12 protein-coding genes and 1 pseudogene are annotated in these 15,265 nt (G+C 68.4%); 4 read left to right on the top strand and 9 right to left on the bottom strand.

The window, feature by feature from the left end; translation table 11 throughout:
• Positions 1–13: 13 nt before the first annotated feature.
• The 6 genes and pseudogenes from ACSMXV_RS06775 to glyA form a co-directional block, all read right to left on the bottom strand.
• Positions 14–244, bottom strand: a pseudogene (locus ACSMXV_RS06775) (serine dehydratase beta chain); the annotation flags it as partial.
• Positions 244–873 (bottom strand): sarcosine oxidase subunit gamma, encoded by a 630-nt coding sequence (locus tag ACSMXV_RS06770; RefSeq protein ID WP_473176805.1) that lies wholly within the window; start codon positions 871–873, stop codon positions 244–246. The gene ACSMXV_RS06770 and the pseudogene ACSMXV_RS06775, both read right to left, overlap by 1 nt.
• The gene (locus ACSMXV_RS06765) at positions 866–3,760 is read right to left on the bottom strand and encodes a sarcosine oxidase subunit alpha family protein (RefSeq protein WP_473176804.1); all 2,895 of its coding nucleotides are present in this window, start codon (positions 3,758–3,760) and stop codon (positions 866–868) included. The genes ACSMXV_RS06770 and ACSMXV_RS06765 overlap by 8 nt, the downstream gene beginning before the upstream one ends.
• Complete coding sequence (locus ACSMXV_RS06760) at positions 3,757–4,053, bottom strand: sarcosine oxidase subunit delta (RefSeq protein WP_473176803.1); 297 nt, start codon at positions 4,051–4,053, stop codon at positions 3,757–3,759. Before ACSMXV_RS06760 ends, ACSMXV_RS06765 begins: the two co-directional genes overlap by 4 nt.
• A gap of 10 nt (positions 4,054–4,063) precedes the next feature.
• Entirely contained in the window at positions 4,064–5,284 is a 1,221-nt protein-coding gene (locus ACSMXV_RS06755) for a sarcosine oxidase subunit beta family protein (protein WP_473176802.1), read from the bottom strand.
• Entirely contained in the window at positions 5,281–6,609 is a 1,329-nt protein-coding gene (glyA, locus tag ACSMXV_RS06750) for a serine hydroxymethyltransferase (protein ID WP_473176801.1), read from the bottom strand. The genes ACSMXV_RS06755 and glyA overlap by 4 nt, the downstream gene beginning before the upstream one ends.
• Before the next feature lie 94 nt (positions 6,610–6,703).
• On the opposite strand from glyA, the gene ACSMXV_RS06745 reads away from it, so the two are divergent.
• From ACSMXV_RS06745 to ACSMXV_RS06730, 4 genes are all read left to right on the top strand, one after another.
• The gene (locus tag ACSMXV_RS06745) at positions 6,704–7,372 is read left to right on the top strand and encodes a GntR family transcriptional regulator (RefSeq protein ID WP_473176800.1); all 669 of its coding nucleotides are present in this window, start codon (positions 6,704–6,706) and stop codon (positions 7,370–7,372) included.
• 200 nt (positions 7,373–7,572) lie between these two features.
• Entirely contained in the window at positions 7,573–9,159 is a 1,587-nt protein-coding gene (locus ACSMXV_RS06740) for an APC family permease (protein WP_473176799.1), read from the top strand.
• Positions 9,160–9,161: 2 nt separating this feature from the next.
• Complete coding sequence (locus ACSMXV_RS06735) at positions 9,162–9,929, top strand: SDR family NAD(P)-dependent oxidoreductase (RefSeq protein ID WP_473176798.1); 768 nt, start codon at positions 9,162–9,164, stop codon at positions 9,927–9,929.
• Between the two features lie 697 nt (positions 9,930–10,626).
• Entirely contained in the window at positions 10,627–11,856 is a 1,230-nt protein-coding gene (locus ACSMXV_RS06730; protein WP_473178844.1) for an RNA-guided endonuclease InsQ/TnpB family protein, read from the top strand.
• Between the two features lie 58 nt (positions 11,857–11,914).
• On the opposite strand, the gene ACSMXV_RS06725 is transcribed toward ACSMXV_RS06730, so the two are convergent.
• From ACSMXV_RS06725 to ACSMXV_RS06715, 3 genes are read right to left on the bottom strand one after another with little or no spacing between them, the layout of a single operon-like run.
• Positions 11,915–12,721, bottom strand: a complete 807-nt coding sequence (locus tag ACSMXV_RS06725) for an amino acid ABC transporter ATP-binding protein (protein WP_473176797.1) — start codon at positions 12,719–12,721, stop codon at positions 11,915–11,917.
• Between the two features lie 22 nt (positions 12,722–12,743).
• The gene (locus tag ACSMXV_RS06720) at positions 12,744–13,715 is read right to left on the bottom strand and encodes an amino acid ABC transporter permease (RefSeq protein WP_473176796.1); all 972 of its coding nucleotides are present in this window, start codon (positions 13,713–13,715) and stop codon (positions 12,744–12,746) included.
• The gene (locus tag ACSMXV_RS06715) at positions 13,715–14,692 is read right to left on the bottom strand and encodes a transporter substrate-binding domain-containing protein (protein WP_473176795.1); all 978 of its coding nucleotides are present in this window, start codon (positions 14,690–14,692) and stop codon (positions 13,715–13,717) included. The genes ACSMXV_RS06720 and ACSMXV_RS06715 overlap by 1 nt, the downstream gene beginning before the upstream one ends.
• Positions 14,693–15,265 lie beyond the last annotated feature (573 nt).

Below are 15,265 nucleotides of genomic sequence, written 5' to 3'. Positions count from 1 at the left end.
GACGGCGAGGCCGCCGCGGGCGGTTTCCTTGTACGCCGGGCGCAACTGCGTTGTCCGAGCCGTGCCGTGGCCAGGTCGTGCCGAGCGACCCGAACAGATCGGCCCGCACTCGGCTGACGGAGGGCAGCAGCCCCTCACCGTCGAGGAGCCTGACGAAGCGTCGGGCCGCCCGCATCGGACCCACTGTGTGGGAGGAGGAAGGGCCGATGCCGACCGAGTACAGATCGAACGCGCTCAACGCCATCAGGGGATCTCCGGGCCGCGGTACTCGCTCATCGCGTCGATGAGCCAGCGGGCCAGGTAGTCGGCGAACGAGGACCGCGGGAAGAGCCGGTACGTCGGGGTGTCGTCGACCTGCCAGAGCAGGACCGCAACAGGGCCCACCGTGGTCGACACCGCCTGGCCGGGACCGAAGGCCCGGGGATGCAGGTCCAGTGGACAGCCTTTCTCCAGTACCTGCCGGGCGGCCGGGCCGCTCAGCTCCAGCGTGGTGCGGTTCGCCGAGACGTCCACGACCGAGCCCGGGGCTCCTGCGAGTGCTTCCCGCAACTCGGCGGCCACAGCGGTCTCTTCGGCCTGGGACAGTACGAGCCATTCGTCGGGGCCGAGCCAGACGACCGTGTGGGGGGCGGACGCGGTGGTGTGGCCGCACTGCCGGGGGAGTGGTGCCCCCAGGGCCTTCTCGATGTGGTCGGCCGCTTCGGAAGTGGGGTCGACGCGCAGGTTCACCATGGTGATGAACGGCCACTCGGTCAGCGCGACGCCGCGGGCGCCGGTGACGGTGGCGGCACGCATCCGCTCCTCCAGATGTGCCAGGGAGCTGGTGCGGAGGGCCACCGGGCCTGCTCCTGTGTCGCTCGTCGGCTCAGCCATCTCGCTTGGTCCCTTCGGGGTCGTAGAGGACGAAGTCGGCCACCTCGACGGGCACCAGGTCCTCGCCCACCGGGGCGAGCAGCATCTCGCCGATCCTTGCCCGCCCGTCGGCGACGAGGGCGAGGGCGAAGGGGCGGCCGAGGGCCGGGCTGTGGTAGCTGGAGGTGACGTGGCCGAGCATCGGCACCGGCCCGGCCTCGGGGGTGATGGGTACGTCGGGTGCGACGAGTTGGGTGCCCTCGGGCAGCCGGGTCGTGCGGTCGGCCGACAGCAGGCCGACCAGCTGCTTGCGGTCGGTGCGGGAGGTGTCGGCGCGGGAGAAGGAGCGCTTGCCGATGAAGTCCTTCTGCTTCGAGACCACCCAGGACATGCCCGCGTCCTGCGGGGTGACGGTGCCGTCGGTGTCCTGGCCGACGATGATGTAGCCCTTTTCGGCCCGCAGGACGTGCATGGTCTCGGTGCCGTACGGGGTGATGCCGTACGGCTGCCCGGCCTCGTACACCTGCTCCCAGACGGCCAGGCCGTACCACGCGGAGACGTTGATCTCGTAGGCGAGTTCGCCGGAGAAGGAGATCCGGCAGATGCGGGCCGGGATGCCGGAGGCCAGCGTCGTTTCGCGGAAGGCCATGAAGGGGAACCCCTCGGCGGACAGGTCGACGTCGGGGGCGAGCTGAGCGACGACCTGGCGCGACTGCGGGCCGACGACGGCGATCGTCGACCACTGCTCGGTCACCGAGGTGCAGTGGACGTCGAGTTCGGGCCACTCGGTCTGCAGCCACTCCTCCAGCCAGTCCAGGACCGCGGCGGCGCCGCCGGTCGTGGTGGTCATGAAGTAGCGGTTCTCCTCGAGGCGCAGCGTCACACCGTCGTCGAAGATCATGCCGTCGGGCTTGCACATCACGCCGTAGCGGGCGAGCCCGGGCTTGAGCTTCTTGAAGGCGTTGGTATAGATGCGGTTGAGGAACTCGCCCGCGTCCGCGCCCCAGATCTCGATCTTGCCGAGGGTGGAGGCATCCATGAACGCCACCCCCTCACGGGCCGCGCGGCATTCGCGGGCCACGGCCGTGTCCATGTCCTCACCGGGCCGGGGGAAGTACCAGGGACGCTTCCACTGCCCGACGTCCTCGAACACCGCTCCGTGGGCCACATGCCAGCCGTGGATGGATGTAGTGCGCTCAGGGTCGAACAGCTCGCCGCGCTCACGACCGGCCAGGGCGGCGAAGCCCACCGGCGTGTACGGCGCCCGGTAGGCCGTGGTGCCGATCTCTCCGGGCGACGCACCCGCGCCGAGGGCCTCGGCGATCACACCGATCGCGTTGACGCCGGACGTCTTGCCCTGGTCGCCCGCCGTGCCGAGCGAGGTGTAGCGCTTGACGTGTTCGACACCGCGCATGCCCGCGCCGGTGGACCGCCAGACGTCGGCGACGGTGACGTCGCGCTGCAGGTCGACGAAGTGGGTGTCCCAGCTGCCGGGTTCGCCGTCGGGGGCGGGCACCAGCCACAGTGCACGCGTCGGGCCGGCTCCGGACCGCGCATCGCCGGGCGACGGTACGGGAACCGGGAACCCGGCGTCCGTCGCGGCGCGCGCACCGGCTCGCGCCCCTTCGGCCAGACAGCCGTCGAGGTCGTACGTCCCACGGGCCGCACCCACGACCTGCTGGTCCCGTACGGTGCCGTCGGGGACGAAGGCGACCAGGTCCTCGTCCCAGCGCAGCCGGCCCTGGCGCTGGCTGTGCAGGTGCACCACCGGGCTCCATCCGCCCGAGACGGCGAGCAGATCACAGTCGAACGATCGTGGTTCACCGGCGAGTTGACCGCTCTCGTCGAGAGGCTGGACGGTGACGCCGGTGAGCCGGCCTTCGCCCGCCGTATCGACCACAGCACTGCCCGTCAGCACCCGCACCCCGGTCGCCACAGCGACCTCGGCGGCCCGGTGGGACAACTCGGGGCGCGCGTCCACGACGGCGGCGATGTCGATCCCGGCGGCGTGGAGATCGGCGACCGTGTCATAGGCGCTGTCGTTGGTCGTGCCCACCACGGCCCGCGAGCCCGGGGCCACGGCGTATCGGTTGAGGTACGAGCGTACGGCCCCGGCGAGCATCACCCCGGGGCGGTCGTTGCCGGCGAAGACCAGCGGACGCTCGTGGGCACCGGTCGCCACGACCATCTGACGGGCCCGTATGTGCCACAGCCGCTGGCGCGAGACACCTGCGGACGGTTCGGGGGCGTCGGCTCCGAGATGGTCGGTGCGCCGCTGCAGGGCCAGCACATAGTTGTCGTCGTATGACCCGAAGGCCGTGGTGCGCTGCAGGACGACGACCTCGGGCGCGGCGTCGAGTGCCGCGCGGACTTCGGCGACCCACTCGAGGGCGCTCTGCGCGCCGACCCTCTCGGTGCGCCCGGAGAGCAGTGAACCGCCGGGCTCGGGCTGGTCGTCGACGAGGATCACGCGGGCGCCGGAGCCGGCGGCAGCGGCGGCGGCCGCGAGTCCGGCCGGTCCGGCGCCGACGACCAGGACGTCGGTGTGGACGTACTTCTTGTCGTAGACGGCGGGATCGGAGCCCGGGTCGAGCCGGCCCATCCCGGACAGCGTGGTGGCGGACAGGCCGTCGTACAGCTCTACGGTCGTGGCCGGGAGCATGCCCTCCGCGTACGGGCCGTCGATCTGCAGCAGGGCGTTGGGCTCCTCGACACCCGCGGCGACGATGCCGCGCGGGCGGCCGCGGTAGAGCGAGGGAGCGACCTCGACGAGTCCGTTCGCGAGCATCGCCGAAGCGACGGTGTCTCCGGGGTGGCCGGTCAGTTCCCGCCCGTCGACGGTGAACCGCAATACGGTGCCGCGGTCGATGCGGCCCCCTTGGCGGAGCCGGCATTGCTGGTCGGTCATCGGTTCCCTCCGGCCTGGGGCAGTTCGGGGCGGGGCTCGTCGAGCCGGTAGGAGGTCAGTACCTCGTGGGTGGCGGTGTCGCGCAGGACGTTGAACCAGCGGCGGCAGCCGATGCTGTGCATCCACCGCTCGGCGAAGCGGCCCTTGGGGTTGTCGCGGTAGAAGACGTACTCGGCCCACTGCTCGTCGGTGAGGTCCGCAGGCTTCTCGGGGTAGGGCACATGGGCCTGTCCTCCGTAGTGGTACTCGCTCTCGTCCCGCGGCCCGCACCATGGGCAGGTGATCAGCAGCACGGTGTCCTCCTCAGTGGGCCACGGCCGCGGCGCCGTGTTCGTCGATCAGTGCGCCCGTCGCGAAACGTTCGAGGGCGAAGGGGGCGTTCAGCGGATGCGGCTCGCCCGTGGCGATGGTGTGCGCGAATGTCCAGCCGGCGGCCGGGGTGGCCTTGAATCCGCCGGTGCCCCAGCCGCAGTTGACGTAGAGGTTCTCGACGGGGGTGGTGCCGATGATCGGGGAGGCGTCCGGGGTGACGTCGACGATGCCGCCCCAGGTCCGCAGCACGTGGGCGCGGGCGAAGACGGGGAACAGTTCGACGGCGGCGGCCATCTGCTGCTCGATCACGTGGAAGGAGCCGCGCTGCCCGTAGCCGTTGTAGGCGTCGACGCCCGCGCCCATCACCAGCTCGCCCTTGTGGGCCTGGGAGACGTAGACGTGCACGTGGTTCGACATCACCACGGTGGGGTGCACCGGCTCGTGCAGCTCGGAGACCAGCGCCTGCAACGGATGCGACTGCACCGGCAACCGGACGCCGGCCCGCTCGGCCAGCACGCTGCTGTGCCCGGCGGCCGCGAGGCCGACCCGGCCGGCGAGGATGCGCCCGCGGCTGGTCTCGACGCCCACGACCCGGTCGCCGTCCTTGAGGAAGCCGGTGACCTCGCACCCCTGGATCAGGTCCACGCCCATCTCGTCGGCTCGGCGGGCCAGCGCCCAGGCGACGTGGTCGTGCTTGGCGATGCCGGCCCGCGGCTGGAAAGTGCCACCGAGGACCGGATACCGGGTGTGGGGAGAGATGTTGAGGATGGGGCAGACCTCGGCGATCTCGTCCGGTTCGAGCCACTGGGCGTCGACTCCGTTGAGGCGGTTGGCGTTGACGCGGCGCACGCCCTCGCGGACGTCCTGGAGGGTGTGCGCGAGGTTGAGGACGCCACGCTGGCTGAACAGGAAGTCGTAGTCCAGCTCCTCCGGGAGCTGCTCCCACAGCTTGAGCGCGTACTCGTAGATCGCCGCGCTCTCGTCCCACAGGTAGTTCGAGCGGATGATCGTGGTGTTGCGTGCCATGTTGCCGCCGGCCAGCCAGCCCTTCTCCAGGACGGCGACGTTGGTGATGCCGTGGTTCTTGGCGAGGTAGTAGGCGGTGGCCAGGCCGTGGCCTCCCGCGCCGACGATGACGACGTCGTACGAGGAGCGCGGCTCGGGATTGCGCCAGAGCCAGTCCGGGTGCTCCGGCAGCGGCGTGCTGGTCATGCCGCGTCTCCGTTCAGGTGGGGGTAGAGGGGGAACGCGCCGGCGAGCTTTTCGACCCGGTCGCGCAGCAGGCCCGCGCGCTCGTCGCCGAGCTGCTCGTCCTTCAGGGCCTGGGCGATGATGTCGGCGACCTCCCGGAACTCCGCCTCGCCGAAGCCCCGGGTGGCCAGGGCCGGGGTTCCGATCCGCAGCCCCGAGGAGACCATCGGCGGGCGGGGGTCGAACGGCACCGCGTTGCGGTTGACGGTGATGCCGATGCGGTGCAGCCGGTCCTCGGCCTGCTGCCCGTCGAGCGCGGAGTTCCGCAGGTCGACGAGGACCAGGTGGACTTCGGTGCCGCCGGTCAGCACCGTGATCCCGGCCTCGGCGACATCGTCGGCCAGCAGTCGGCCGGCGAGGATGCGGGCGCCGTCCAGGGTGCGCTGCTGACGCTCCTTGAACTCCTCTCCGGCCGCGACCTTGAAGGCCACCGCTTTCGCCGCGATGACGTGCTCCAACGGGCCGCCCTGCTGGCCCGGGAACACCGCGGAGTTGATCTTCTTGGCCAGGTCGGCACGGCTGAGGATCACACCGCCGCGCGGGCCGCCGAGGGTCTTGTGCGTGGTGGTCGTCACGACGTCGGCGTACGGCACCGGGTTCGGGTGGAGGCCCGCGGCCACCAGCCCGGCGAAGTGCGCCATGTCCACCATCAGATACGCGCCCACCTCGTCGGCGATCCGCCGGAACGCGGCGAAGTCAAGGCGGCGGGGGTAGGCCGACCAACCGGCAACGATCATCTTGGGCCGGTGCTCGCGAGCGAGCTGCTCGACCTCGTCCATGTCGATGCGCAGATCGGACTCGCGCACGTGGTACGGCACGACGTTGTACAACTTGCCGGAGTAGTTGATGCGCATGCCGTGGGTCAGATGACCGCCGTGCGCCAGGTCGAGGCCGAGGATCGTGTCGCCGGGCTGGAGCAGCGCGAACATCGCGGCCGCGTTGGCCTGGGCGCCCGAGTGGGGCTGCACGTTCGCGGCCTCGGCGCCGAACAGTTCCTTCACCCGGTCGATGGCCAACTGCTCGATGACGTCGACGTGTTCGCAGCCGCCGTAGTAGCGGCGGCCCGGGTAGCCCTCGGCGTACTTGTTGGTCAGGACCGAACCCTGGGCCTCCATGACCGCGGCCGGGGCGAAGTTCTCGGAGGCGATCATTTCGAGGGTGGACTGCTGGCGGTGGAGTTCGGCGTCGACGGCGATGGCGACATCCGGGTCGAGCTCGCTGAGCGGGAGGGAGAGCGAGGAGGTGACCGCGGTGGTGACCGTGGTGGTCGACGGGGCCGTTGCCATCTGTGCACCATCCTGGGAGTCAACTAATGAGCAATTGATATATCAGTCTGTGCGGTAACGTATGGGAGCTTGCTCGACAGGTCAAGGGGGCCTCATGCAGAACGTGGCGACCGAGCTCGGGAGCGGCGAGGAACTCTCCCTCGCCGAGCGCGCCTACCGCGCCATCCGCGACCAGCTCGTGATGCTCGACATCCGACCCGGCGCGCCGATCAACGAGGACCAGCTGGCCCAGTCCCTCGGCGTCGGACGGACCCCGGTGCGCGAGGCGCTCAAGCGGCTCCAGTACGAGCGGCTGATCACGACGTACCCCCGGCGCGGCACCTTCGCCACCGACGTCAACATCACCGACCTGGCCCACATCTCCGAGGTGCGCCAGGAGCTGGAACCCCTGGCCGCCGCCCAGGCCGCGCGACGCGCCACGGCCACGGACCGGGCGACCCTGACGGCCGTACTGCGGGACCTGGAGAGCGTGGAATCCCGTCGGCCCGACGCCGCCGAGCTGATGCGCCTGGACCTCCGGGTACACCGCGCCACCTACGCCGCCACGCACAACCCGTACCTGGAGGACACCCTCGTCCGCCACGACAACCTCGCCACCCGCATCTGGTGCCTGTTCATCGACCGCCTGCCCGGCATGGCCGGCCATGTCGAGGAACACGGACCGCTGATCGAGGCGATCGTCGCCGGCGACCCCGACCGGGCGGCTCTGCTCGCCCGCAGCCACGTCGAGGGCTTCGAACAGGCGATTCGCGCCGCCATCTGAACCGCGGGGCGGCAGCGCGGGGCAGTAGCGCCGGGAGTGGCGCGGGGCAGTGGCGCCGGGCATTGACATGTTTGACATGGCTCTGAAATATCTGACCCCTACTCCTGATATATCAATCTTCAGGCAGAGCCATCTCGGCGGATGTGATCTGTGATTCGCAATCCGAGATCCGGGATCATCCACAAGGAGTGGGGCGGAGCATGCAGAATCCACCGGGCCGGGCCGAGTTCTCCGAGCACGAACCTCAGGGGAACGAGGACCAGGATCTCGAACAGTTCGGCTACGACCAGCAACTCCGTCGGGGTCTCGGCTTCGCCAGCACCTTCTCCGCGGCGTTCAGCTACATGTCCCCGACCACCGGCATCTTCGGAGTGTTCGTCATCGGGTTCAGCGCCCTCGGCGGCGCGGTGTTCTGGTCGTGGCCGATCGTCTTCGTCGGGCAGTTGTTCGTGGCGCTCGCCTTCGCCGAGATGGCGAGCCACTACCCCCTCGCGGGCTCCGTCTTCCAGTGGACCAAGTTCCTCAGCCCGAGCAAGCGCTACGCCTGGTTCGCCGGCTGGATCTACGTCTGGGCCGGCGCGCTGACGACCGCCGCGGTCATCGCGACGATGCCGGCGGTTCTCGTACCGCTGCTGCGGCAGCTGGGGTGGAACATCGAGGGAACGCTCGGCCAGCAGCAGGCCATCGCCGGCCTCACTCTCGTGCTCTGTCTGCTGCTCAACGTGTTCGGCGTGAAGATCGCGGCCGCGATCAACAACATCGGTGTCGCGGTCGAGTTGCTCGCCCTGGTGGTGTTCGCCGCCGTCCTGGTCGTCTTCCACCCCCATCACTCGGTCAGTGTCGTCACCGACACCGGAGGTCACGGCTTCTCCCTGGGCGGGCTGGGGGTGGCCCTGTTCGTCGGCCTGTGGGTCCTCTACGGAATGGACACCGCCTCGACCCTGGCCGAGGAGTCGCACAGCCCCCGCACACTGGCTCCGCGCGCGGTCATCGTCTCGCTCGTCGGCGCGTTCGTCACGGGCGGCATCTTCCTGCTGGCGCTGCTCATCACCGTCCCGGGCAGCATCGCCGAGGCCATGGACTCGGGGACCGGCCCTGTCCAGATCATCGAGCAGAACCTGTCGCCGGCTCTGGCGACCGCGTATCTCGTCATCGTCAACGTGGCCGTGTTCGTGACCTGCCTGGCCATCATGATGTCCTTCAGCCGTCTGCTGTTCGGCATGGCCCGGGACAAGCAACTGCCGCTCTCCACCAGGTACTCCAGCGTGCATCCGAAGCTCGGCACGCCCGTGGGAGCCTGCGTCGTGGCCGCTGTGCTGGCAGGGATCTTCCTGCTCCAGTACAAGTCCGCCGCGGTCGTCGCGATCGCGGCCACCGCGGTCACCTACGTCGCCTACCTGATGGCGAACCTCGCCCTCCTGCGGGCCAGGACCAAGGGCTGGCCGAGTGCGCCCGCTCCGTTCCGGCTGCGCGGCTGGGGCCTGCCGGTGACCGTCGTCGCCATCGCCTTCGAACTGCTCATGCTGGTCAACCTCTTCTGGCCGCGCGCCGTCACCAACCCGACGCCGGACCAGACGGACGGCGCGCTCGACCTCGGCCTGAGCGTGCTGAACCAGATACCCGTCGACTGGACCGTACTGGCGGTCGTGGTCCTGGCCGGCTTCATCTACTACGGCTTCCGCGGCGCCGCCATCCCTGATCTCCGTACCCCGCTGTCCACGACGACGAAGACCGCGACAGAACCGGAATCCGAAACCGAAACCGAGACCCCCGGAGGTGTGCGGTGACGATGAGTCAGATCTCCCTGTCCGGACAGGTGGCGCTCGTGACCGGCGCCGGTCACGGCATCGGCAGGGCGAGTGCCCTCGCGCTGGCCGAGTCGGGCGCCACCGTCGTCGCCGCCGACATCGATCCCGACGGCGCGGCCGAGACCGCACACCTCATCAAGGACGCCGGCGGAACGGGGTCCGCCGTCACCGCCGACGTCACCGACTGGCCTGGCCTGCAACGCTCCGTGGACGAGATCGTCGCCACCCACGGCCGTCTGGACATCGTGCACGCGAACGCCGGGGTCCTCGTCGCCGGTACGGCACTCACCCAGACGTTCGAGGAGTGGGACAGGACCTACGAGGTCAATGTGCGCGGAACCTTCCTCACCGCCCGCGCCGCCCTCCCCCACATGGTCAACCAGCGGAGCGGTGCCATCGTCATCACCGCGTCCGTCTCGGGCATGATCGGCGAACCCACCGCGGTCGCCTACAACTCGTCCAAGGGCGCGCTGATCAACCTGACCCGACAGCTCGCGATCGACTACGCCCAGCACGGCGTCCGCGTCAACTGCGTCTGCCCGGGATGGATCGAGACCGGCTTCAACGATCCTCTCCTCGGCCATCTCAGCCCGACCGAACTGGACCGGCTCGTCCAGCAGCAGATCCCCCTGGGCCGACAGGGAACGGCCGAGGACATCGCTCCTTCCGTCGTATTCCTGGCCTCCGACTGGGCCCGCTACATCACCGGGCAGTTGCTGCCGATCGACGGTGGGCTGACTTCCATGTGAGTGCCCCGCGCCCGGAAGGCGTGTGCGGGTAATCAGACGTCACCAGCCCCTCTCCTTGAAGGAGCGGGGCTGGTGACGTGGTAATGGCTGTTGGCCTTGTTTCTACGACGGCCGAGGATGCGTCAGTGAGTGATGGGGCCTTAGTGGGCTTTGGTTTCGATGCCCGGTGACGGGAAGCGAGCCTGGCCCGGGAGGACGGTCGTCTGTCAGTCGGCGGTGCGGCGTGGACGCATACTCGAGCGGCCCCACCAGGGGGATTCCCAACCGGTGTTGAAGCGTGTGGAGCTTCGGGGGCCGTGGGCTGCGCGATGTGCTCGGCGCCATGGAGGCGTCACCGTCAGCGCGCGGTGCCCCGAGGAGCCCCAGGGCGCAGGCTGGGCACATGGGGCATACGGCCTCGTGGGGGAGCCGAGCATCAGCGGCGAGGAGCATGCCTTGACCCGGCCAGGGTTCCGCATCCGGCGAGGGCCATGGCTCCGCAACCCGTGACAGCGACGCGGGGCGTCGCCGCATCCTGCTTTCCGGGCGCGAAGCGCCGCTGAGGCTTGTCCGGCGGAGCCGGGGTGTAGGCGAACGTGTGTGCCCGTGTTCGCCGATGGGGGTGACTGTGGCGGGAGAGGGGCGTGGGTGTGCGGACCTCGCACGTATGGTCATCCGGCAGGGCTCGGGGGGCCGGAACGTGGACGGCGGTGAGGGCGTGGCGGAAGCGGCTGGGGCCGACGGAGCGGGGCACGCTCGGTACACTTTCCGTGTGCGTGTGTCGTCCACCGCCCGCACCGCGCTGATGGCGGAGTGGGACCGGTGCCGGTGGATCTGGAACGAGTGCTGCGCGAAGTCGAAGCAGACGCACCTCTGGAACAAGAACCGGCCTGAAGGCGTGGACAAGCAGACCTGCGGTCCGGCTCAGCTGGACAAAATGCTGACCGAAGCCCGGAAGGCGAACGCGTGGCTGCGTGAAGGATCCAGCGTTTCGCAGCAGCAGTTGATCCGCGACTTCGGCAGGTCCAAGGCCAAGGCGCAGAAGGACATCAAGGAACGGCTGCCCATGCACCGCCGGGCCGGGATGCCGAAGTGGAAGAAGAAGCGCGAGGCGCTGCCCACGCTCAACTACACCAAGCGCGGCTTCCGTCTCAAGGATGGCAAGTTGCACCTCGCGGGCGGGATCGTGCTGATGCCCGTGTGGTCGCGGGAGCTCCCGGCTGAACCGTCCAGCGTCCGTGTCTATCAGGACAGCGTCGGGCACTGGCACGTCAGCTTCGTCGTCCCTGCCGAGGTCGAGCCGCTGCGCGAAACGGGCGCGGTGATCGCCATCGACTGGGGCGTGAAGGAGACTGCGACCACCACCAGCGACGCGCACGACCTGCCCCACGCCGAGCACGGGAAGAAGGCCCAGACGAAGCTGACCCGGTACGACCGGATGATGGCCCGGCGCAAGCCGAAGCAGGGGCAGGCCGGATCGAAGGGCTACCGCGAGGCGAAGAAGCTGCGCTCCAAGGCATGCAAGAAGGTGGCCCGGCAGCGGCAGGACACCGGCCGCAAGTGGGCCAAGGCCGTAGTCCGCGACCACGACGCCATCGCCGTGGAGGACTTCCGGCCGAAGTTCCTGGCCAAGACCACCATGGCGCGCAAGGCCGCCGACGCGGCGATCGGCGCCACCAAGCAGGCCCTGATCGAGATGGGCCGCAAGCACGGCCGCATCGTCCACCTGGTACACCCCGCGCACACCACGATGGACTGCGCACAGTGCGGAGCGAGAACCAAGCACGCACTGCCTCTCTCGGAGCGAACGTATGCCTGCACCGCGTGTGGAGCCGTGTCCCCCCGGGACAAGAACTCCGCACACGTGATGCTGGCCCGGGCAGGTCTCAACCCGGCTAGTGCTGATCGCGTAACACCAGGTCGGGCGCTGCCCCACCTGGCAGCGTGAGCTAGAAATCCCCGATCAGCCCTGGAGGTTGAGGAATCTCCTTCAGGGAGGGGAGGATTCAAAGGATGCTGTCGATGAAGGTGCGCGTGGACTCGTGGACGGGTGCGTCGATGACCTGGGACGGTGGGCCCTTCTCGACGAGCCGGCCCTCGGACATGAAGACCACTTCGTCGGCGACGCCACGGGCGAAGCCGATCTCATGGGTGACCACGATCATCGTCATACCGCTGGTCGCCAGCCGCTTCATGACATTCAGCACCTCACCGACCAGCTCGGGGTCCAGGGCTGAGGTCGGCTCGTCGAAAAGCATGACGCTGGGCTTCATGACCAGGGCACGCGCGATCGCCACGCGCTGCTGCTGGCCGCCGGACAAGGTGCTGGGGTAGACATCGGCCTTGTGGGCCATGCCGACCTCCTCCAACGCCTGCAGTGCGTCTTCCACGGCCTCGGCCTTGTTCACGCCTTTGACGCGGCGCGGCGCTTCGATGAGGTTCTCCAGCACCGTCATGTGCGGAAAGAGGTTGTAGGCCTGGAAGACCATGCCGGTCTTGGTGCGCTGCCTCGCGATGGCCGCCGACGGCAGTTCGTGCAGCTTGTCACCCTTGACGCGGTAACCGATCACCTCGCCGTCCACGACGACGGTGCCGCTGGACGGGCGCTCGAGGTGATTGACACACCGCAGCATGGTGCTCTTGCCCGAGCCGGACCGCCCGAGGATGACGACCACCTGGCCGCGGTGCACCTCCAGGTCGACGCCCTTGAGGACCTCGACCGGTCCGAAGCTCTTGTGGAGGTCGATGATCCGAACGATGGGATCGGCCATCGAGGTGTCAGTGCCGCCGGGCGCGGATGTTGGTGCGCTCATCGGATCTTCACCGGTCCTTTCGTTACGCCGGAGTCGGGTTGTCGGTCGACTGAGACCGCTGTGAGAGCCGGGAGCCGAGCGAGCGGAGCTTCGCAAGTCCGCCGGGCCGGTGCGCGCCGACGTGGACGCCGCGCCCGTAGTGACGCTCGATGTGGCTCTGGGCGTAGGACAGCACCGTGGTGCACACCAGATACCAGATCGAGATCACGACGAGCAGCGGGATCGTGCGGAAGTTCTGCGAGTAGATCAGTTGCGCCGAGTACAGCAGGTCGGCGAGAGCGATGATGCTCACGAGCGAGGAGTGCTTCAGCATGCCGATGACCTGATTGCCGGTGGGCGGGACAATCACCCGCAGGGCCTGGGGCAGGACCACCCTGCGGAAGGTCAGCCACCGGTTCATCCCGAGCGCAATGGCCGCCTCGCTCTGGTGTTTGGGCACCGCGAGAAGGCCACCACGCACGATCTCGGCCATGTAGGCCGATTCGTTCAGGGTCAGGCCGATGATGGCGACGGCCCACAAGTTCAGCACACCGTTGGTGGCTGCGCCGACGATTTCAGGACCGCCGAACGGCACGCTGAGCGACAACCGGGGGTAGAGGGCCGAAAGGTTGAACCAGAAGATCAGCTGGACGAGGAGCGGCGTACCTCGGAAGAACCACAGATAGGCGCCCGAAAGCGATGAGAGCACCCGGTTCTCCGACATCCGGCAGGCAGCCAGAACGATGCCGAGGATGATGCCCAGAGTCATGGACACCCCGGTGAGGACCAGTGTGGTGCGAAGGCCCGCCATGATCTCGGGGTGGAACAGGTAGTCCCAGACGATCGGCCACTCGAAGTTGTCGTTGGTCATCACGGAGTAGCCGAGATTTGCCGCGACGAGGAGAACGAGCAGGGCGGCGAGGCGCCGACCGGGATACCGCATCGGCACAAGTTCCGAGGGCGGGGTGACTGAAGGGTCCACGCGTGTGGAGTCCATGACGGTGGCTGTTTTCATCAGTTGCCCCCCGTGGACGGAAGGATCTCGGCCTTCTTGATCAGCCCCTGGCCGGCGTTGAACTTGTCGAGGATCTTCTGCAGCTCACCGTTCTCGATCAGGTGGTCGGTGGCCGCCTGAACCGCCTTTGCGAACTTCTCGGTGTCACTGTTGCGCGCCAGCACGAAGCCGGTCTTGTACTTGGGGGCCCAGGGCAATTCGATCAGCTTGAACTGGTTCTTGGCCTGGCTCATCACATAGGCCACCTGGCTCGCGCTGCTCACCGCCGCCTCGACCCGACCGCCACGCAGGGCGAGGTTGACGTTGGCCTGTGACTCGAAGGTCTTGACAGTGATCGGGTCCTTGCCCGCGCTCCTGCACTTGCCCGCGAGCTTGTCGGCCAGCGCAGCCTCGGCAGAACCGAGCAGTGCGGCCAGCGTGTGACCGCAGAGATCTGTTTCAGCGGCGGCGCTGGTTATCTTGCTGCCGGCAGGCACCATGAGGGCGTCGCTCGACAAGTGATTGGTCACGAACGTGACTGTCGCCGTGCGCTCGGACGTCGCGTAGATCTCCCCGGTCGCGGCGTCGTAACGGCCTGCCTGCAGTCCGGTGATGACGCCGTTGAACGGGACGATCTTGATCTGGACTTTGAGGCCCAGGACCGCGGCGATCCGGCGCACGTTCTCGATGTCCCAGCCAGTGGGAGTCGCGCCGTCGGCGGACTCGATCACCGCGGGCGGATAGGTGGCGGCGGCGATCGTCAAGGTCCCCTTCTGGGCGATGGACTTGGGGACCATTGCGGCGATCGAGTCGACCTTCTTCGCCCCGTTGTCCGACGCGGTGGTGGACGAACCGGTGGTGGACGACCCGCACGCGGCCGTCGACCCGATCAGGGCAACGGACCCGACGATCGCCCCGAAGCGAACCAGACGTGAATCGCGTAGACGCTTCATGACTCTCCCTGTGGCTGAAATGCCTGAGCGGATTAATACCGACATTGACCCTGTTTCGGAATGGCGCAGGGTTCGGCGATGGCAGGTAACTTCGCACCTTCACCGAGGTCTGACAAGATGTGATCACAGATCTTTTTTGCTTCGTTGTTTGCGAAACTGGCTCTGACCTGGGAAATCTTCCCGGCAACGAATTTTGAGGAGCGGGCGCGGGGGGCGATCGCCACGATCCTGATGAGGAACCGGCGAGCAAGGGCATGGCGGCCCACCTCGATCGCACCCCCGCCCATCCGGCCAAGCGGGACATCGCGATTCGTAGCAAATCGGCAACCGATTGGTAATCAGTGGGGCTGAATATGGCCAGTCACACGTCGATGCCGACCTCGGTCGAGCAGAAGAAGTCGATGTTCCCGTTCACCCGCACTCGGGCCGGGGTGTGGGCGCGACGCTGCTGATCACGGCTGCGGCAACCGTCGTCGGCACGGTGGCATCGGTCGCCGGGGCGACGAAGACCCGAAGTCTGCTCCTGAGCGAGAGTGCGTCACTCAGGAGCGGCTGGGAAAGGAAGGCGGATGCCGCCGAGGTACACAGCCCGGCCTGACAGGTGGCTCGGTGACCGGG

It is taken from the genome of Streptomyces sp. DSM 42067 (genome assembly GCF_055792885.1).
This window is presented reverse-complemented; position numbering and strand designations above follow the sequence as displayed.